This window comes from Embleya sp. NPDC059237 (genome assembly GCF_042754105.1).
Lineage (GTDB): Bacteria > Actinomycetota > Actinomycetes > Streptomycetales > Streptomycetaceae > Embleya.
In genome coordinates, this window is the sequence record NZ_JBHZAE010000019.1 from 152213 (window position 1) to 169542 (window position 17330).

Here is a 17330-nt window from a genome sequence, read left to right on the forward strand (position 1 = left end):
CGCGTGTCGTGGAGACACGCGCTACAACGGCGTCGCGGCGATCAGGAGCAGGACCAGGGCGACCGCGGCGTTGAGCGAGGCCAGTACGGACACCGTGGTGCCCGTCGCGGCGACCAGGGCCGCGACGCCCGCGCGGGAGCGGGGGGTGGGCCACGCGGTGGGCGGCGGTGGACCGAGCAGGGCGGCGACCCGACGCGGCACCGGTCCGGGCGCGGCGAACGCGGGTGCGGCGAACGGCGGGCGGCCCTTGGCGGCAAGCGCCGCCTTGCCCACTGCGCGGGCTATCGTGCGCCGGTCGCCGAGGGCTTCGGCGGCGTCCTCGTCGGCCCAGCGTTCGACCGTGTAGGCGACGGTGGTGTGGATCGGACGCAGCAGCGGATGGGCGCAGGCCGCGAGTCGGGTGGCGGCGAGCGCGAGGTGGTGACGGCCCCTCAGGTGGGCCCGCTCGTGGGCGATCAGCGCGCGGCGCTCCTCGTCGTCGAGCGGGAGAAGCATCCCGGTGGAGACCACGATGCGGTCGGGCGGTCCGCGCAGGGCGTAGGCGTAGGGCGTCGGGTCGGGCAGCACGGTCAGTTCGCCGCCGGCGGGCGCGCCCGCGACGGCGTTCAACGCCAAGCGGTGCTCGACCCGGTCGCGCCGGTGGGTGACGGCGACGGCGGTCAGGATGGCCAGGAAGGTGGGGATGGCCAGGATCCCGAACAGGCTGACGTGCGGGATCGCGTCGCGTACCTCCGTGTCCGACCAGCCGTCGGGCAGCGGATTGCCGGGCAGTTGGGCCGTGCCGACCACGACCAGCAGCGCCAGGCACAGGGTGCTGCACACGGACAGGACCACCGAGACGACGGTGAGCAGGCGGGTGGCGGTGCGCGGGTGCAGGTGGTCGCCGGCAAGTCGGGCCACCGGGAACGCGGTGAGCGGCAGCAGCAGCGGCAGGTAGAGCGCGAGCGGCATGCTCAACCCCGGCTCTCGGCCGGTCCGGCGGCGCCGAGCAGGGCGCGCAGGATCGACTCGTCGGCGGCCGAGAGTTCGGAGACGAAGCTGGCGAGCACCGCCTGGCGGTCGGCCTCGTGGTCGAGGAGCGCGCGCATCCGGCGGGCCACGATGCCGGCCTCGTCGGTGACCGGGGTGTAGGCGTACGCCCGTCCAGAGCGGGCCCGGGCGAGCAGTCCCTTGTCGTGCAGGCGGGACAGGATGGTCACCACCGTGGTGTAGGCGAGATCACCGGCCAGTTCGGCCTGGACCCAGGCCGCGGTCCGCGGTCCGCGCGCTACCCACAGCAGCGCCAGCACCTCCGACTCCAGCTCCCCCGGGCCGCGCCGCACCGCACGCGCCGACGGTTTGCCGGGATTTGGACGGACCGTCATATCGCCTCCGGGAGTCGTGCCGCGGGTCGTGCCGAGGTGGTGTCGGTGTCGTGCGGAGGTGGTGGTGATGTGGCGTCGAGGTGGCGAGGTGGCGCCGCGCCGCCGCTCCACCGTTCCACATCCGTGCTCCGAGCCTTCTGCGCCCGGATGCTTTCTGCGCCTCTGTGCTTTCTACACCTATGTAGAGTATCGCCGCCGACATCCACGGCACCGGCCGCACCAACTGTGGCCCCGCACCCCCGACGCTACGGGACGCCCCCGGTGCCGCACCGACCCGAGGTGTCGGCGGGCTGTCGGGCCCACAGGCCGATGTCCATGTCGAAGGCGATCAGCAGACCTCGCGGGGTGAAGGTGAGTGCGCGGGACGGGGCCGGGAGGAGGATGCGGTCCAGGAGACGGCCGGCGTCGAGGTCCCAGATTCGCGCGGTGTGGTCGTCGGCACCGGTGGCCGCGACGGATCGGCCGCCGACCGTGCCGCACGCGATGGCGTGCACGCTGTCCGCGTGACCGGTCAGCGGTCGGCCGAGCGGGGTGCCCGCGCGCGGATCCCACATCCGCGCGGTGGCGTCGCCGGCGGCGCTGACCACGACGGGACGGCCGCGCACGGTCGTACAGGCGAGCGCGTGCACCACGCCCGTGTGGCCGGTCAACGGTGCGCCGACGGGCCGACCGTCGGCGGGGTCCCACACCCGTACGGTGCGGTCGGCGGAGCCGCTGACCACGATGGGGCGGCCGTCGAGGACGGTGCAGGCCAGCGCGTGTACGGGTCCGGTGTGGCCGGTCAGGGGCGTCCCGATCGGCCGGCCCGTGAGCGGGTCCCATATCCGGATCGTGGCGTCGGCGGATCCGCTGACCACGATCGGCCGGCCGTGCAGCGTGGTGCACGCCAACGCGGTCACCCACCCGGTGTGTCCGGTCAGCGGCTCGCCGAGTCGGACCCGACCGGTCAGGTCCCAGAGCCGGACCGCGTTGTCGCGGGATCCGGTGGCCGCGATCGGCCGGCCGCGCACGGTGGTGCAGGCGATCGCGTGCACCCACCAGACGGGTTCGGCCAGGCCGGCGCCGATCGGGTCGGGGATGTCGAGGCGGCGGATCCGGATCCGGTCGTCCTGCCCGCCGGTGACCACGACCGGCCGGCCGGCGACCGTGGCACAGGCCACCGCCCACACGGCGCGCCCGTGGCCGTGCCGGGGCCCGCGCGGTTCGTCGACGAGCCCGGTGCCACCGGCGGCGATCGGCTTCCACGCACCGGGCGCGGTCGTGCGATTGAGCCATGCGGCCAACGCGGGTGCGCCGCGCCGATGGGCCTCCAACGCGAGCAGCCGCCGCCGGGCGGGCGGTACGGCCCCGTGCGGCGGCGGCGTCGGATGCACGACGGCGGCCATCCGCCGCTCCGACATCCCCGCCCGAGCGAACGCGGCCAGCAGATCGGCGGGGTCGCCCCACGCCAGGTACGCGTCATCGGCCAACACCTCGCCCAGCCGCCCGGCCGCCTCGGCATACACCAGGACATGCCGCAGCACATACGGCGAAGCCATATCCCACCGACGCCGCGCCCCCTCACGCCCGACACACCCCAGCAGTCGATCCAGCACGGCCCCGGCCGTCGGCACACCCGCCTCGGCAGACGATCGCGGGTGACACATGAGGTGCTCGACGAGTCCCTGGTGGAAGAGCCGGTACAGGAGCGTGCCGTCGTGGTCGGGGGTCGCCCGCACGTGGAACAGCGCATCCGGCAGCAGCGCGCGGGCCCGCTCGGGGTCGAGGTCGGGCGCGAACAGTCCGGCCAGGGGCAGCGCGACGTCCGCCGGCATGCCCTCACCGCGCGCATGTGCCAGCGCGGCCAGGATCGCCCGGATGTGCTCACCGTCGGCCCGTACGCCCAGATCCAGATCGAGCACGGCCGGCAGGTCGGTCGGCGCCAGGCCGCCCCATCGCGCCGCCTCGTCCGGGTCGGCGGGCGGCGGGACGGCGGCCAGGTAGTGGGCGAAGACGTCGGCGATCAGGAACGCCCCCCACCCGGCCCCCTCCCCGCCACGCGACGCGAGCCGATCGGCGACGGCCCGGGCCAGGCTCTCCCGGATCGCCCCCATCGCAGCCGGCCGATACGCGGGCACCTCGGCCAACCGACCCCGGAGATACGCGGCCAGGTCCGCCCGTACCTCGTTCGGGTCGGCGGCATCCAGGTCGAGCAACCCACCCTGGGCGCGGGCCAATTCGAACAATCGATCGAACATCGGCAGGCGCCGTGCCGCCACGATCAAGCGCACCGCCGGACGGTGGTCGGCGCGCCGAATCCATGCCAGGTCGGCCAGGTCCGCACAGGTCGCGGCCGGTTCGAGGGCTTCGTCGAGAGCGTCGACCAGGATCGCCGGAATGTGCGGCCCGTCCCCGAGCAGCCGCGCCAACGCCCCCGCATCGAACAGGTCGTCCGGGCGCGGATCGTCGGGCACGAGCTGCCGGACGATCGCGGCCAGGATCTCGTGCCGCGTACGCCCCCGCGCATGCACGGCCGCCAAGTGCACGGCCACGGCGGGACAACATCGAGGATCGTCGGCGAGCAACCGCCGCCGCACCTGCGGAGCGGCGGCGACCAATACGGGGTGCGCCGCACACGCAAGCACCGACAGCAGAGCCGACTTGCCGGCGCCGGGACCACCGGCGATCACCCGCAGCCCGCCCACCTCGACATCGTCCGCCCAGCCGACCAACCTCCGCAGCCCCGAACGCCGCCCCACAAACCCGACACCGGCGCGACCCTCGGCCACGCCGTACCCGACGACCCCGGATTCGAGGAACGCCCGTAACGCCGGATCGATGCCGGCGACACTGGGCGCGGTCGGATCGAAGCGTGGGTTGGGAAGAAACGGCAGGACCGGTTCGTCCCGAGCCGGAGGCGTCGGCGTGCTGTACACGGGAAGGCCGCGACCGGGCGATTCCCCCATCGCCTGCCGGATCCGCCGGGACACCACGGAGAAGGCGACGCGCGAGCGCGCCGGGTCGGCATCCAGTCCGGTACGCGCGACCTCGTCGAAAACCCGGACCAGGGCCCGCCCGAACCCCCCGTCGCACACACCCGGCTCCCCCACGCCGGCAGCAATCACCCACACCTGTGCGGACGTATCCGAGCGATTCACCAATGCCCGCACCGCAGCCGCGTCGGCCCCATACATATCGAGGAGAAAAAGCGTCGGCGCGTCACCCCGTTCCGCATCGGCGATCCACCGCCCGACCGCGACGTCGGGCCCGATCCGCCCGTACCCGGCGACGTAGACCACCCGGGCGGCGGCGATCGTATCCGCCACACCGCTGCCCGACTCCCCACCCGGAACGCCGGTATGGACCTCCGTCGTGCGATACCCGAGCCGAGTCAGCGCCGCGGCAACCTCCGCCCAAGCCGGCGCGTGCCCTCCGTGCCCTCCGCACCCCTCCGAACCGACCGCATCCCACCGGCCGATCCCCACCACCACGGCACGCGCGTCAGCCTCCACCGGGACCCGCTCCCCACCCTCGGCACCAGCCAGCATGCCGGCGCGGCGCGACCCAGGGGAGGACTTCGCGGATCTGCGCACGGGCAAGGGCGGCCGGTAAATCCTCCCGAAAGAAGAGGACGGACACGCCCTCCACGAGAACCTGTTTTCGCCATATCCTTGACGTCGTCAAAAACCCTTGCCTATCGTTCCCGTGCCGACGCGGGTCGCGCGGACGACGAGCACGAGGGGATCACCATGGCGGGCGGCACGATCGACGGATTCCAGGTGCACGGGCAGGACATCCCTTGGCTGCTCCGGCACTGGGCCGAGCACCGCCCCGAACATCCGGCGCTGGTGTGGGAACCCGCCGAGGGCACCGGCCGCACCTGGACCTACGCCGAACTGCTGCGCGACACCCAACGATTGGCCGCCGGCCTGACCGGACGCGGCATCGGCCGCGGCGCCAAGGTCCTGGTCCACAGCGAGAACTGCCCCGAGATGGTGCTGGCCTGGCTGGCCTGCGCGACCGTGGGCGCGGTGGCGGTGACCACGAACACCCGCGCCACCCCCGCCGAGATCGCCTACTTCGTCGAGCGTGCCGGTTGCATGGCCGCCGTCACCCAACCCCACCTGGTCGCCCCGCTGGCGCAGTCCGGCGCCGCGTTGGACTGGGTCGCGGTCATCGACGGCGCCGCCCCGGACACGGTCTCCTTCGCCGACCTGTACGGCGACGCCGCGACCTGGACCGGACGCCCGATCGAACCGCTGCTCCCGTTCGGGATCATGTTCACCTCCGGCACCACCAGCCGCCCCAAGGCCGTCGTACACACGCACGCCAACGCGATCTGGGCAAGCCGCTCGGGTCCGCGCAGCATCGACCTGGGCCCCGACGACCGCTACCTGATCCACCTGCCCTTCTTCCACGTCAACGCGCAGAGTTGGTCGTTCTTCTCGGTACTCGGCGTGGGCGCGACCGCCGTCCTGACGCCCAAGTGGTCGACCAGCCGGTTCTGGGACGTGGTCGCCCGGCACGGGATCACCCACATGTCGCTGATGCCGTTCTGCTTCGGTGTGCTCGCCGCCCCGAACCGCCCGGAAACCGCCCTGCGGGTGGGCGTGTTCGGCCAGGTCGCCCCGGCCCTGGACACGATGCTCGGACTGCGCGTGTACGCCGCGTTCGGCATGACCGAGACGGTCACCCACGCGATCACCGGCAAACCCACCGAGTACCTGCCCGCCCGCTCGATGGGCCGCCCCGCACCCGGGTACGCCTGCGCCGTGGTCGACCCGGAGACCGGCCGGGAGTGCGCCGAGGGCGAGGTGGGCGAGTTGTGGCTGCGCGGCCAACGCGGCGTACAGCTGTTCCTGGAGTACCACGGCGATCCGCAGGCCACCGAGGCCGCGTTCGTCGGCGACTGGTTCCGCACCGGCGACATGGTCCTACTCGGCGCCGGCGGCAACGTGTTCTACCGCGAACGCGACAAGGACCTGCTCAAGGTCGGCGGCGAGAACGTCTCGGCCCGCGAGGTCGAGGACGTCGTCGGCGCCGTCGCCGGCGTCGGATCGGTCGCGGTGGTCGGCAAACACCACGACTTCCTCAGCGAGGTCGTGGTGGCCTTCGTGATCCGCAAACCGGACGCACCCGACGAGGACACCCTGGAGAAGAGCATCCTGGCGGCCTGCCGCGAGCGGCTGTCGGACTACAAGGTCCCCCGCGCGATCTACTTCGTCGACGCCTTCCCCCTTGGCACCCTCGACAAGGTCCTCAAGAAGTCGCTGCGGGAGATGGCCGACAGCCGACCTCCGATCTGACGCACAACCGCTGCCACGCCGCGCGAGAACGGCTTGATCTGGTTTCACTTGTCATCCCGAGCTGCACGAGCTGGGCGGCGTGCTCGGCGCCACGACGGCGGTCCTGGATGGCGAGATCGTGGCCTTCGCGCAGCGTCGCAGCGACTTCGGACTGTTGCAGTCCCGCATGGACCTGGCCGATTCGCCCGCCAAGGCCGCGTGGATGGCACGCGAGACGCCGGCGACGCTGGTGCTGTTCGACCTCGTTCACCGTCGGGGACGGTCCCTCGTATCCGGTGGGGCCGGGGTGGGCCGGCCGTTGAGTTCGAGAATCATCGCGTTGTAGAACGGCGCGTCTTCCCATGGGTGCGAAACCCCGACGGTGCGGTAGCCCCACGATGTGTAAGCGGACTGCGCCGGGGCCGCCTCCGGTTCCGGGCGGACGGTTAGTGTTACCCGCTCTACGTGCAGGCCCTCGAGGAGCGCGGCGTGCAGGGCGGCGGCGATACCGCGGCGGCGCCACTTTTCGCGGACGGCGAGTTCGAGGATCACCCAAGTCCGGTTGCCGTCCTCGCGGGTGAAGTCGTCCGGGAGGACCCGGTCGACGTTCGTCCACCATCCGGTGTCGCGAGGCAGGAGGTACCCGTAGGTGAAGCCGATGACGTCCTCGCCGTCGCGGGCGATGATCAGGCGCATCCCCGGTCGTTGCGTGTGGAGCAGGAAGTGTTCGATGAACGCAGCTACGTCGGAGGGGCCTTCGCTGTACGGGGGTTCGGCGTAGACCTCCTCATAAGCCGGCAGGAAGGTGTCGAGTTGTGCTGCGGCGTCCTGGCCCTCGTATCGCTCGTACGTCACCTCGGGCATCACGCAGCCCCCTTCTTTACGTACTCGGCCAATTCCTCGGTGGCGTCCCTGGCAGAGACGGCATCGACGGCGCGCAGCGAGCCGACCACTTCGGTGAGGCGCCGCGTGACCCGGCCCGATTCGACCTCTTGTAGATCGTCCAGGCTGCCCGTGGCCTGAGCTGCTCCTTCGTCTACTTCACCGGCGCCAATCAGGCTCCGGGCCAACGTGAGGCGGTAGAGGGCTCGGTTGCGGCCGTAGTTCGCCTCCTGGTGGGCGAGTGCGGCGCGGAGGAACCCGGTCGCCGCGTGGTGGTGCCCGAGTTCGGTGTAGAGAAGTCCTTGCGCGTAGTCCAGCTCGGCCTGCCCGTGGAAGGCGGCCCACGCGGGTGAAGGGCGCCGCCCTCGTCCGTTGCGATCGACGAGTCGCATCGCGTCGACCATCCGGCGCCGGGCGGCCGTGCCGTCGGCCATCAGCGACAGGGCCCGTGCTTCGCGGGCGGCGATGAGGGACTGGAGGATGGGCGAGCCGAGACGGGTTGCGCGGTCTTGGGCGGCACGCGCCAGGTCGAAGCCGTCTCGGGGGCTGCCTTCGTGGCGCCTGAAGGCTCATGGAGGAGAAGACCAGGATTTCCAGGTTGGTGTCACGGAGCATCGTGGCTGCCGTCAGGGCCTCGCCCCAGTAGCGTTTCGCGTTCTCCTGCTGGTCGGCGTCGTAGTACAACCAGCCGCAGTGTTCGGCGATCTCTCCAAGCGGGTGTGGGCCGAGGCCACCGTCGTGGACAGTCTCGCGTGAGGGGCGGGCGATGGAACGCTCGGACCTGTGCACACCGATCACGAGGGTGCCGGGCCTTTCTACGCCTGCGAGCCGTGTATTCGCCGCCTCGAAACTCTCGTCCGGGCCCACCAGGAACAGCGAGTCATCGAATGACGCTGTCGGCCCCGTTGTCGTGAAGGAAATACGCGATGTCCATTGATCCCCCTGCCCCGTCGGACGTGGCGCCGGAGGGAGGCGAGCCTTGGGAATGGCTGCTGAATGCAGCGCCATCGGCACCGCAGGCACGCGCCGAGTGGGCACACTCGGGAGCCGGCTGGTTCACGCCCGGGACGATGTTCTCCGCCGTGTCGTTCCCGGCCGGGGCGGTTCACGCCGCGATCGGCAACTGGTCCACGATGAACGAGTTCGCCGAGCATCTGACGGATTTCGTCGACGGACTGATGTTCTATCAGCCCCGTATGCGGGCCGACGACGACACGTACACAGGTCTCGTGCCCTACTCCGTGGGCCGGCGGTGGGACGTGCCGTTTACGACAGTGGAGCCTGCCGACCGAACCCGGCTGTGGTGGGTGATCTCGGTGGAGCAGACTCGGCATCTGTACTCGACACGGGCGTTCACCCCGGCTCGTCCACGGCGGTCGTGGCCCGTACGCCGACCTGGGTCCGTGGGGGGAACCGTGACCGGGGAGGAGACACGGAAGGAGACCTTCCGGCGCCTGGACGACGCGATCAGGGACGTGGACGGTGGAGGTGAGGACGCGCCCGCCGGGGTGTACATCCGGGGGGCGTTCGTCCACCCCGAGGGCGGCGGCCCGTTCGGTCAGGAAGAGCGCCCCGGCGGGTCACGGGTGTCGATCATCCGGGAGTGGGCCGAGACGCGGCCCGGATTCGTCCGGCTGTGGGTGCTGCCGGTCGGGCCGCGGGCCGCGCACTTGACGACGGTGATGTGGGTCGGCTCCGACGCCGAGGTCCAGGCGCGATACGCCACATACCTGAGCACGCTTGCAGCGGTCGGGTGGCACATCCTCGCCCCCGCCGGAAGCATCCGCGGGTGCGCGAGCGGCGCACCCGAGATGGATCAGACCGACGACAACGGTGAGCATCGTGTTGCCTAGCGGCGGGGCGTCGGCGGCCTCATGCGAGAAGTGCGCACGTCTCACCGCCGAGGGCCGCGCCGGCCGTTCGGTGGCGTTGTGGATGCTCGTCGAACATCACATCTCGGTTCACCGGGCTCGTGGCGCGCAGGCACCGACCTGCGAGAAATGCGCGTACTGGGAGCGATCCGACCTGATGATCGCTCCGCGGCTGGTGGCGCTCTGGCGCCGTCATCACCACGTCCAGCACGCCTTGCAGATCGTGTCGGACGGTCCCGGCTTCCCACTTCGCTTCGCCGACATGCCCCCTGCGAAACGCAAGTCCGCGCGCCGAAGACGCCCTCGCTCTGGGTGTGCAGGTCAAGCCGGTCCAGGTAGGCCGCATGGCGCAACGCTGCCCCCCACGCGGCCGGGGCCACCCTGCCGTGCGGGCGCCACGGCGGCGCGGACATCACCCGCCGCACGTGGTGTACGGGGGTGTTGGCGGGTTGGCATCATGTGCACGCCGGCCGATCGGGGGGGAATCATGCGCACCCGCGCGTTCACGTATGTCATAGGTGCTGTTCTGAGTGCGGCCTTGGTGGCCTGTTCCGGCGGCTCGGGCCGGCCGAGCTCGGGGACCAGGGAGAACACCGCCGCCAATGCCATCGAGAGCATGAGCTGTGGTGACCCCGCCATGCCCGTTGGGGAGTGGCGCAAGCGTTGTGGAGGCGCGTCCCCGACGGCCACGGCGAGCGCGGCGACGGTGGTGGGCGTCGGCGAGCCCGGCACCGTAGACAGCTCGACCGGCGGCGTGTTCAGTGCGACGCTCCGCCGGGTGGTGGATCCCGCGCCCGCCGCGAACCCCTACGCCGGGGCCTCGTCCGGGAAGCGCTACGTCGCCCTCCTCTGGAAGATCGACAACACCGGGTCGACGACCCTCAACGCGTCCGATGTCTTCAGCTCGCACATCGTCGACGACCGGGGCGAGTGGGAGTTGGCCGCCCCCGCGACGATCGCGGCCGGCGGCACGTTCCCCGATGCCGTCCGGATTCCACCGGGCCAGTCCCTCGAAGCCTTCCTCGTCTACCAACTCCCGCAGAACGCAAAGCCCGTCACCGTCGAATTCCTGCCCGGCTTCGGCAAGCCCGTCGTCAAATGGCGCCTGACCTGAGTCCATGGCGCCCCGCCGCCGTTCCACGCTGCCCGCGATGCCCGGCCGAGGCCGGGGGCCTTGACCGTGGGGTGGCGGAGGTGGACGGTGTGCGCCGGCTTGCTTGGTCGGACGGGGGTCGGAGATGCGTGAGCTGATACGTGCCTACACACCGGACGGGTTCGCTCCGACCCACCCGATCACCTACCTGGCCGGGGCTCTCTGTCGGCGTGACGGAACCGCTGCCGGTGCTGGATCTGGCGATCGAGCCGATGGACCGTGCTGTGCCGCCGCAGTCCGCCGAGGGCGCGCAACCACTTCGTCCTTGATCGACACGCGCACCACCGGACCGGGTTCGGTGGTGCGCGCGTCGCCTGTGGCTACGGCGCAGCTGGGGTGGTCTGGATCTGTGCGCCGATGGAGGCGAGCTTCCGGACGGGGTCTTCGTAGCCGCGTTCGACGTAGCGGGTGCCGCGAATGGTGCTGTCCCCCTCGGCGATGAGGGCGGCGAGGAGGTAGGCGAAGCCGGCGCGGAGGTCGGGGATTTCGAGATCGCCACCGGTGAGGGGGGTGCTCCCCAGCACGACGGCGGAGTGTTCGAAGTCGCGGCTGGCGAAGTGGCAGGGCTTGCCGCCGAGGCAGTCGGTGCTCAGGATGACGTTGGCACCCATTTCGGCGAGTTGCCGGGTGTAGCCGAACCGGTCCTCGTAGATGGTCTCGTGGATCACGGACGCACCGTTGGCCTGGGTGAGCAGGACGGTCAGGGGCTGTTGCCAGTCGGTCATGCAGCCGGGGTGGACGTCGGTCTGGACGTGCACGGCGCTCAGGTCACGGGCGCGGTGGAAGGCGAGTCCACGGTCGGTGACCTCGAACTCCCCGCCCAACTTCCGAAGGTGGTTCAGGAACGTGGTCATGTGTTCCTGAACGGCCCCCACGACCTCCACGCGCCCGTTGGTGGCAACCGCGGCTGCGGCGAAGCTCGCGGCCTCGATGCGGTCGGGGATCGGGGCGTGGCGGGCACCGCGCAGCCGTGCCACACCCTGGACGACGATGGTGCGGTCGACGCGGACGTCGACGAGGGCGCCCATCTGTTGCAGGAACATGATCAGGTCGATGATCTCGGGCTCGACCGCCGCGTTCGAGATCACCGTGGTGCCCTGGGCGAGGACGGCAGCCAGGAGCAGGTTCTCGGTGGCGCCGACGCTCGGGAATGGCAGTTCGACGTGTGCGGCCTTGAGTCCAAGGGACTTCACCCGTACGGAGCGGAGCTGTTCGGTGATCTCGGCGCCCATGGCGCGCAGGCCGCTCAGGTGGAAGTCGACGGGGCGCTTTCCGATTTTGCAGCCGCCGGGAAGCGGGACGACGGTCTCGCCGACGCGGTGCAGGAGGGGTCCCATCATGAGGATGGGGATGCGGTTGACGCCGCTGTACGCCTCGGACAGGGAAGGGTTGACGACGGTGGGGGTGGCGACGCGCAGATGTGCTCGTCCAGCCATTCCACGTGGGTGCCCAGTTCGGCGAGCATGTCCAGGACGATCTGGACCTCGACGATGCGCGGCACCCTGCTCAGCACGCAGGGTTCGGTGGTGAGCAGGGTGGCAACGAGAAGTTTGGTGGCGCTGTTTTTGGCGCCGGCTACCTGTACCGCGCCCTTCAGCGGTTGGCCGCCGGTGATGCCGTACAGGTGCCGGTCGGCGGCCATGGTCTGGGCCGCAGTGCTCGTGTTGTTCGCCTCCACGGGCGGGATTCCTCCGTTGTGATCGGGTGAATACGCCCAGTGTCGGCACGAACCGATCCAAGCAGACGCGCGGGCGTCTTCGGGGGTGTGATCGGAGGCGAAGAGGGGGTTGGTACGCACGTGTGACAGGCCGCCGAGCAGGGTGGCCTGGAGGATGGCGGCCTGGGCTCCGGACTCGATCCGGTGGAGGTTGTTCGCGGCCTCGTGGAGGGTGCGACCGATGGTCATGGCGCCGTGCCGGTGGATGGTGAATCCGAGGCCGGGTCGATCGAGTTCGCCCGCGCGGGGTGTGAGGTGGGCGAGGACCTGGGGGATGAGTTCCATGTTGACGACGTAGGGGCCGGGTGATTGGGCGACGCCCGGGATCATCGGCATGGCGGTGTGGCCATTGGCGACCCGGCGCTTGATCGCGTGGTCGTCGGCGGCGACGCAGGGGATCTCTCCGAGGGTGTCGAGCTGGTTGGTGACGGACGGGATCGTCTCGCCGAGGGAGGCGAACGCGAGCGCGTGCGGAGGGTGGGCGTGCGCGATGCCGTGGCAGGCGGGGAACAACATCCTGGCGACCATGGCGGTCCAATGCGTCGAGCTGGGTCACTTGCGCACCGGACTCGACCTGATCCGGATGGCCCAGCACACGGTGCGCGACGTCCACCTACCGCGTCTGGACAGCATGCCGGCCACCCGCGAGGGGTGGATCTGCGGGCAGCTCGGCCGTGTCCAGGACACTCACCGCGCCATCGGAAACGCGGAGGAAGCCTTCGCCCGCACCACCGACGGAGACGCCCCCACGTGGTTGGGATACTTCACCGAAGCCGAACTCGCAGGTACCACCGCGTCCAACTACCGCGACCTCGCCACCCACGACCGAACGCAGCTCGACCGGGCCGCCGAACGATTCGAGCGATCGCTCCTCCTTCGTGGCAGCGAAGAGGTCCGCTCGACGGCGTTCGACCTGGCCGAACTCGCGAAGGTCCGATTGCGGCAGGGCGACGTCGAGCAGGCGTGCGCCACCGGCCACGCGGCCGTCACCGCCGCGACCGGCCTGCACTTGTTTCGTGTCCGGCAACGCCTGAGCGATCTATTCGACGCCACCGCGCCCTACCGGCACATCACCGAGTGCGCCGACCTGCGTGAACGCGTCGCCCCCCTGACTCGCGCTACGGCCTGGAAAGCGCCGGGTTCCTCGCCCGCCTCCAGGTACATCGGCCCTCGCTTGAGCGCGATCAAAGCCGACTCCATCCGGCGGGCCCGGCGCGGCGGCATGTAGTCCGGCACGCTGTCCGCAGGCACGAACTCGTACGCGCTCAGCTCATCGGGTGGGAGCCGTAGCGTGCTGATCAGCGCCGGCGTCAGCACTCCGGCGTCGAAGATCCACCGCATGCCGCCGGGACGGTCGGCGGCCGGCACCCAGTCAGCTACGAGCAGACGTAGGGGATCCGGCGGTACCAAGGACAATTCTTCGCGGAGTTCCCGGAGACACGCCTCAAGAGGTGACTCGCCGTCCTCGGCCACGCCCCCGGGAATCTCCCAGCCGGGTTTGTAGGTCGGACGCACGAGCAGAACGCGATCTACCTCGTCTCGAATCAATGCCCCCGATGCTGCAACCAGCCTCGAATCACCCATACCCGGCACGCTAATCATCTGATCGTTTCGGAGGATCGCGACACCCCGGGCATCTCCCGTCTTGCGGCCGGAAGGTCAGTCGACTGCTGTCGCCCGTGATTGATTCTCGTCCGGCAGGCCGCCGGTGGGACAGCGACTACTGCCCACCGCTTCGGCCGGGGTCGCCGGGCTCGCGGTTGGCCCGGCTCGCTTGAGCGCGGGGGGTTCCGGGTGCGTGTTGGACGTGGGCAGGCGCTTTTCAGCCATCGCTGACGCACGCCACCGACCAAGGGTCCGGCCGGCCACACATCAGCGGTCCCACCTCGGATGGGCCGCGAACGTCGTCGCGACGCCGGTCCGCCACGAGGGCGCACATCCAGCCCGACCGGGCCTCGGTCGTGGCGGCCGGCGCCAGGCGATGGGGTGTCACCGCCCGGCGCGGACCGCCGGGGTTCAGGTCACCGGCTGGCACACGGCGTAGACCACGTAGGAGCCCGCGGTGCTCGCCGAGTTGTTGAAGGACACCGTCCACGTGTCCGCGGCGGACGGGTAGGACTCGTACACCTGGACGGTGAGGTTGTTGCCTCCGAGGGGCGTCTTGAATCCACCGCCCGTGATGGCCGTTCCCGCCATACAGGTCGCGGTTCCCGTGTTGAGCCCGGGTGTCAGCGTGTAGGTCGTCTGGACGATCTGGGTCGGCCGGGTCGGACCGGCAGGACCCGCAGGACCGGCGAGACCCGCGGGCCCTGCGGGCCCTGGAGGGCCGGGTTTCCCGGCCCTCCAGCTGTGCGGGCAGTCCCCGCCTCCACCGTGACCGTCCTCGTGGTCGGCCGCGGCGGGGTGCGCCACGACTCCCGTCAGCAGTGTGGCGGCCAGCACCGACGGGGCCGCGGTCCGCAGTAGAGCCAGGTATCTCAACGTGTTCTCCGAGGGTGTCGGCGTTCGGGGTTGCGTTGCCCGTACGCCAAGTACGAGTAAAGAATCGGCGAAATGTCCGATATTTACATGCCGGAGAACCGCCGTCCGAGAAAAAGAGACCCCGTTCGGCGGAGTCGGACACGAACCGGTGACACCTTCCCTCCGAGGGCGGAGACAGAGACGCACCAAGCCCGGCGCCGCGGATGGGGATTGACGAGATGAGTTATTGAGTAATAACTTACTTGGCATGGCAGCTCCTACCAGTCGTGTGGCCGGCACTGTTCGGATGAGTGCGGACGAGCGTCGTGTTGCGGTGATTCGTGCTGCCGTGACCGAGTTTGCCAAGGGTGGTCTGAACGGCACCTCCACGTCGGCGATCGCGAAGCGTGTCGGGGTTTCGCAGCCGTATCTGTTCCGTCTGTTCAACGACAAGAAGGCGCTCTTCCTCGCCACCGTGGAGTACGCCTTCGATCGGGTCGAGGAGCGCTTCCGCCGTGCCACCGAAGGCCTCACCGGTTACCCGGCGATGCATGCGATGGCGCACGCCTACCACGACTTCCTCGACACCGACACCGACACCGATCTGCTGCGCATCCAGTTGCAGGCCTACGCCGCGGCCGAGGACGCCGAACTGCGGTCCGAGATCCGCGGGTTCTGGAACCGGCTGGACGCGTTCGCCCGGGAGGTCACCGGGGTCGACGGCGAGGAGCTGACCAACTTCTTCGCGCGCGGCATGCTCTGCAACGTCATCGCCTCGCTCGACCTGCCCCGCAACCGGTACTTCGACGACGTTCTCTCCGCGGACGGCAAGTTGCTCCACTGCGATCTGTGCGAGGACTCCGAGCGGTTCGGCGAGCCACCGGCGCCCGAGCCGCCCGCCCCCGAGTTGCCCGCGTCCGCACCGTCCGACTGACCCACGCCCCACCCGACCCGACCGCACCACTCGCGGACCCTTCTCCGTCCGCCCCGACGCCGATGGGCAGAGCCCTGCCCGCAATAGTTAGTAATCAATAACTAATCCTGAGCGTCAAAGTTAGTCATCGATCACTACGTCCGGACCTCGACCCAAGGGATCCCATGAGCCAGCAGCAGGCGCGACCCGCGACCGGATCGCGCACCGTCCTGTGGACCTTCCTCGCCTCCAGCTTCGCCCTCTTCATGGCCTCGCTCGACAACCTCGTCGTCACCACCGCGCTGCCGTCCATCCGCGAGGACCTCGACGCCGGGATATCCGAGCTCGAATGGACCGTGAACGCCTACACCCTCAGCTTCGCGGTGCTGCTCATGCTGGGCGCCGCGCTGGGCGACCGGTTCGGCCGCCGCCGGATCTTCGCGACCGGCATCGGGATCTTCACCGTCGCCTCCGCGATCGCCGCGATCGCCCCGAACTCCGAGACGCTGATCCTCGCCCGCGCCCTGCAGGGTGCCGGGGCCGCCGCGATCCTCCCGCTCAGCCTCACCATCCTGACCCGCGCGGTCGCCCCCGAGAAACGCCCGATGGCCCTGGGGCTGTGGGGCGGCATCAACGGGCTCGCGGTGGCCCTGGGCCCGCTGGTCGGCGGCGCCGTCGTCGAACACGGCTCCTGGCAGTGGATCTTCTGGCTGAACGTCCCGCTCGGCCTGGTCCTGGTCCCGCTCACGCTGCGCAAGGTGGACGAGAGCCACGGCCCCAACAGCCGCCTCGACCTGGTCGGCACCGTCCTCGTCAGCCTCGGCCTGCTCGGCCTCGTCTTCGGCCTTGTCCGCGGTGAGGGCCACGGCTGGTCCAGCGTCGGCGTCATCGCCCCGATGGCCGTCGGTGCCGCCCTGATCGCCGTCTTCGTCGGCTACGAACGCCGCGCCGCACAGCCCATGCTGCCCATGACGATGTTCCGCAACCGTGCCTTCACCGCCCTGACCTTCTCCGGGCTGCTCATGTTCGCCGGCGTCTTCGGCTCGATCTTCCTGCTCACCCAGTACCTCCAGGGTGTCCAGGGCTACTCGCCGCTCGACGCGGGTCTGCGGATCCTGCCGTGGACGATGATGCCCGTGGTCATCGCCCCGCTCGCCGGCCCGCTGTCCGCCCGGATCGGCGGCCGGCCGCTGGTCGTCGCGGGTCTCGCGCTGAGCGCGGCGGGTCTGGCCTGGTTCGCGGTCACCGCGTCGACCGACGTCACCTACGCGCAGCAGATCCCGGCCCTGATCCTGTGTGGGCTGGGCATGTCGCTGTACTTCATCCCCACCGCGAGCCTGCTGATGTCCGTGGTCCGTACCGACCAGCAGGGCGTCGCCTCCGGCGCCAACAACGCGCTGCGCGAACTCGGCGGCGTCCTCGGCGTGGCGGTGCTCGCCTCGGTCTTCAGCTCCAACGGCGGCTTCGCCTCGCCCGAGAGCTTCGTCGACGGCCTCGTCCCGGCGCTGTGGGTCGGCGTCGCCCTCGCCGGCGTCGGCTCGGTCACCGCCGCGCTGATCCCGCGCGCTCGTGCGCAGTCGGCGACGGAGGCCCCGGCGCCGAAGGTCCCGGTCGGCGTCTGACCTCCCGCACCACCGACACCTCGTGGGCGCGCCCTCTCCGGAGGGCGTGCCCACGAGGTCGCGGCCGGTCGAACACCGGGCGCG

14 protein-coding genes and 1 pseudogene are annotated in these 17330 nt (G+C 70.6%); 6 read left to right on the top strand and 9 right to left on the bottom strand.

Annotation, left to right across the window (positions count from 1 at the left end; translation table 11 throughout):
• Window positions 1-21 precede the first annotated feature (21 nt).
• From ACFXKZ_RS41525 to ACFXKZ_RS41535, 3 genes are all read right to left on the bottom strand, one after another.
• Window positions 22-951, bottom strand: a complete 930-nt coding sequence (locus ACFXKZ_RS41525; protein ID WP_380009875.1) for a M56 family metallopeptidase — start codon at window positions 949-951, stop codon at window positions 22-24.
• Between the two features lie 2 nt (window positions 952-953).
• Window positions 954-1364, bottom strand: a complete 411-nt coding sequence (locus ACFXKZ_RS41530) for a BlaI/MecI/CopY family transcriptional regulator (protein WP_380009628.1) — start codon at window positions 1362-1364, stop codon at window positions 954-956.
• A gap of 245 nt (window positions 1365-1609) precedes the next feature.
• Window positions 1610-4669 carry a hypothetical protein gene (locus ACFXKZ_RS41535; protein WP_380009631.1) on the bottom strand — a complete coding sequence of 1020 codons (3060 nt, stop codon included), beginning with the start codon at window positions 4667-4669 and terminating at the stop codon, window positions 1610-1612.
• A gap of 423 nt (window positions 4670-5092) precedes the next feature.
• On the opposite strand from ACFXKZ_RS41535, the gene ACFXKZ_RS41540 reads away from it, so the two are divergent.
• The gene (locus ACFXKZ_RS41540) at window positions 5093-6649 is read left to right on the top strand and encodes a class I adenylate-forming enzyme family protein (protein WP_380009634.1); all 1557 of its coding nucleotides are present in this window, start codon (window positions 5093-5095) and stop codon (window positions 6647-6649) included.
• 246 nt (window positions 6650-6895) lie between these two features.
• Here ACFXKZ_RS41540 and ACFXKZ_RS41545 read toward each other — a convergent pair whose 3' ends face one another.
• Together ACFXKZ_RS41545 and ACFXKZ_RS41550 are read right to left on the bottom strand one after the other, a co-directional pair.
• Window positions 6896-7492 carry a GNAT family N-acetyltransferase gene (locus ACFXKZ_RS41545; RefSeq protein WP_380009637.1) on the bottom strand — a complete coding sequence of 199 codons (597 nt, stop codon included), beginning with the start codon at window positions 7490-7492 and terminating at the stop codon, window positions 6896-6898.
• Complete coding sequence (locus ACFXKZ_RS41550) at window positions 7492-7944, bottom strand: hypothetical protein (protein WP_380009640.1); 453 nt, start codon at window positions 7942-7944, stop codon at window positions 7492-7494. The genes ACFXKZ_RS41545 and ACFXKZ_RS41550 overlap by 1 nt, the downstream gene beginning before the upstream one ends.
• A gap of 492 nt (window positions 7945-8436) precedes the next feature.
• On the opposite strand from ACFXKZ_RS41550, the gene ACFXKZ_RS41555 reads away from it, so the two are divergent.
• Together ACFXKZ_RS41555 and ACFXKZ_RS41560 are read left to right on the top strand one after the other, a co-directional pair.
• Window positions 8437-9363, top strand: a complete 927-nt coding sequence (locus ACFXKZ_RS41555; RefSeq protein ID WP_380009643.1) for a hypothetical protein — start codon at window positions 8437-8439, stop codon at window positions 9361-9363.
• Between the two features lie 505 nt (window positions 9364-9868).
• Complete coding sequence (locus tag ACFXKZ_RS41560) at window positions 9869-10495, top strand: hypothetical protein (RefSeq protein ID WP_380009646.1); 627 nt, start codon at window positions 9869-9871, stop codon at window positions 10493-10495.
• Window positions 10496-10854: 359 nt separating this feature from the next.
• On the opposite strand, the gene murA is transcribed toward ACFXKZ_RS41560, so the two are convergent.
• Together murA and ACFXKZ_RS41570 are read right to left on the bottom strand one after the other, a co-directional pair.
• Window positions 10855-11970 carry a UDP-N-acetylglucosamine 1-carboxyvinyltransferase gene (gene murA / locus ACFXKZ_RS41565; RefSeq protein WP_380009649.1) on the bottom strand — a complete coding sequence of 372 codons (1116 nt, stop codon included), beginning with the start codon at window positions 11968-11970 and terminating at the stop codon, window positions 10855-10857.
• Window positions 11871-12767, bottom strand: coding sequence for a class II aldolase/adducin family protein (locus ACFXKZ_RS41570; protein ID WP_380009652.1), 897 nt, complete (start codon window positions 12765-12767; stop codon window positions 11871-11873). The genes murA and ACFXKZ_RS41570 overlap by 100 nt, the downstream gene beginning before the upstream one ends.
• 10 nt (window positions 12768-12777) lie before the next feature.
• Between ACFXKZ_RS41570 and ACFXKZ_RS41575 the strand changes: the two genes are divergently transcribed.
• Window positions 12778-13479, top strand: a complete 702-nt coding sequence (locus tag ACFXKZ_RS41575) for a hypothetical protein (RefSeq protein ID WP_380009878.1) — start codon at window positions 12778-12780, stop codon at window positions 13477-13479.
• A gap of 38 nt (window positions 13480-13517) precedes the next feature.
• Here the strand turns inward: ACFXKZ_RS41575 and ACFXKZ_RS41580 are convergent.
• Both ACFXKZ_RS41580 and ACFXKZ_RS41585 read right to left on the bottom strand, forming a co-directional pair.
• Window positions 13518-13853 (bottom strand): annotated as a pseudogene (locus tag ACFXKZ_RS41580) (NUDIX domain-containing protein); the annotation flags it as partial.
• A 414-nt stretch (window positions 13854-14267) separates the two neighbouring features.
• Window positions 14268-14447: a hypothetical protein gene (locus ACFXKZ_RS41585; RefSeq protein ID WP_380009655.1), complete on the bottom strand. Its 180-nt coding sequence runs from the start codon at window positions 14445-14447 to the stop codon at window positions 14268-14270.
• 613 nt (window positions 14448-15060) lie between these two features.
• Here ACFXKZ_RS41585 and ACFXKZ_RS41590 point away from each other — a divergent pair.
• Both ACFXKZ_RS41590 and ACFXKZ_RS41595 read left to right on the top strand, forming a co-directional pair.
• A complete protein-coding gene (locus ACFXKZ_RS41590; protein WP_380009658.1) occupies window positions 15061-15645 on the top strand; it encodes a TetR/AcrR family transcriptional regulator in 585 nt (194 codons plus the stop codon).
• A gap of 164 nt (window positions 15646-15809) precedes the next feature.
• Window positions 15810-17246: an MFS transporter gene (locus ACFXKZ_RS41595; protein WP_380009661.1), complete on the top strand. Its 1437-nt coding sequence runs from the start codon at window positions 15810-15812 to the stop codon at window positions 17244-17246.
• Window positions 17247-17330 lie beyond the last annotated feature (84 nt).

Excerpts from the sequence above, each read along its gene's own strand:
- ACFXKZ_RS41525 (WP_380009875.1), bottom strand. The coding sequence starts at position 951 with ATGCCGCTCGCGCTCTACCTGCCGCTGCTGCTGCCGCTCACCGCGTTC.
- ACFXKZ_RS41530 (WP_380009628.1), bottom strand. The coding sequence starts at position 1,364 with ATGACGGTCCGTCCAAATCCCGGCAAACCGTCGGCGCGTGCGGTGCGG.
- ACFXKZ_RS41540 (WP_380009634.1), top strand. The coding sequence starts at position 5,093 with ATGGCGGGCGGCACGATCGACGGATTCCAGGTGCACGGGCAGGACATC.
- ACFXKZ_RS41545 (WP_380009637.1), bottom strand. The coding sequence starts at position 7,492 with ATGCCCGAGGTGACGTACGAGCGATACGAGGGCCAGGACGCCGCAGCA.
- ACFXKZ_RS41550 (WP_380009640.1), bottom strand. The coding sequence starts at position 7,944 with ATGGCCGACGGCACGGCCGCCCGGCGCCGGATGGTCGACGCGATGCGA.
- ACFXKZ_RS41555 (WP_380009643.1), top strand. The coding sequence starts at position 8,437 with ATGTCCATTGATCCCCCTGCCCCGTCGGACGTGGCGCCGGAGGGAGGC.
- ACFXKZ_RS41560 (WP_380009646.1), top strand. The coding sequence starts at position 9,869 with ATGCGCACCCGCGCGTTCACGTATGTCATAGGTGCTGTTCTGAGTGCG.
- murA (WP_380009649.1), bottom strand. The coding sequence starts at position 11,970 with ATGGCTGGACGAGCACATCTGCGCGTCGCCACCCCCACCGTCGTCAAC.
- ACFXKZ_RS41570 (WP_380009652.1), bottom strand. The coding sequence starts at position 12,767 with ATGTTGTTCCCCGCCTGCCACGGCATCGCGCACGCCCACCCTCCGCAC.
- ACFXKZ_RS41575 (WP_380009878.1), top strand. The coding sequence starts at position 12,778 with ATGGCGGTCCAATGCGTCGAGCTGGGTCACTTGCGCACCGGACTCGAC.
- ACFXKZ_RS41585 (WP_380009655.1), bottom strand. The coding sequence starts at position 14,447 with ATGGCGGGAACGGCCATCACGGGCGGTGGATTCAAGACGCCCCTCGGA.
- ACFXKZ_RS41595 (WP_380009661.1), top strand. The coding sequence starts at position 15,810 with ATGAGCCAGCAGCAGGCGCGACCCGCGACCGGATCGCGCACCGTCCTG.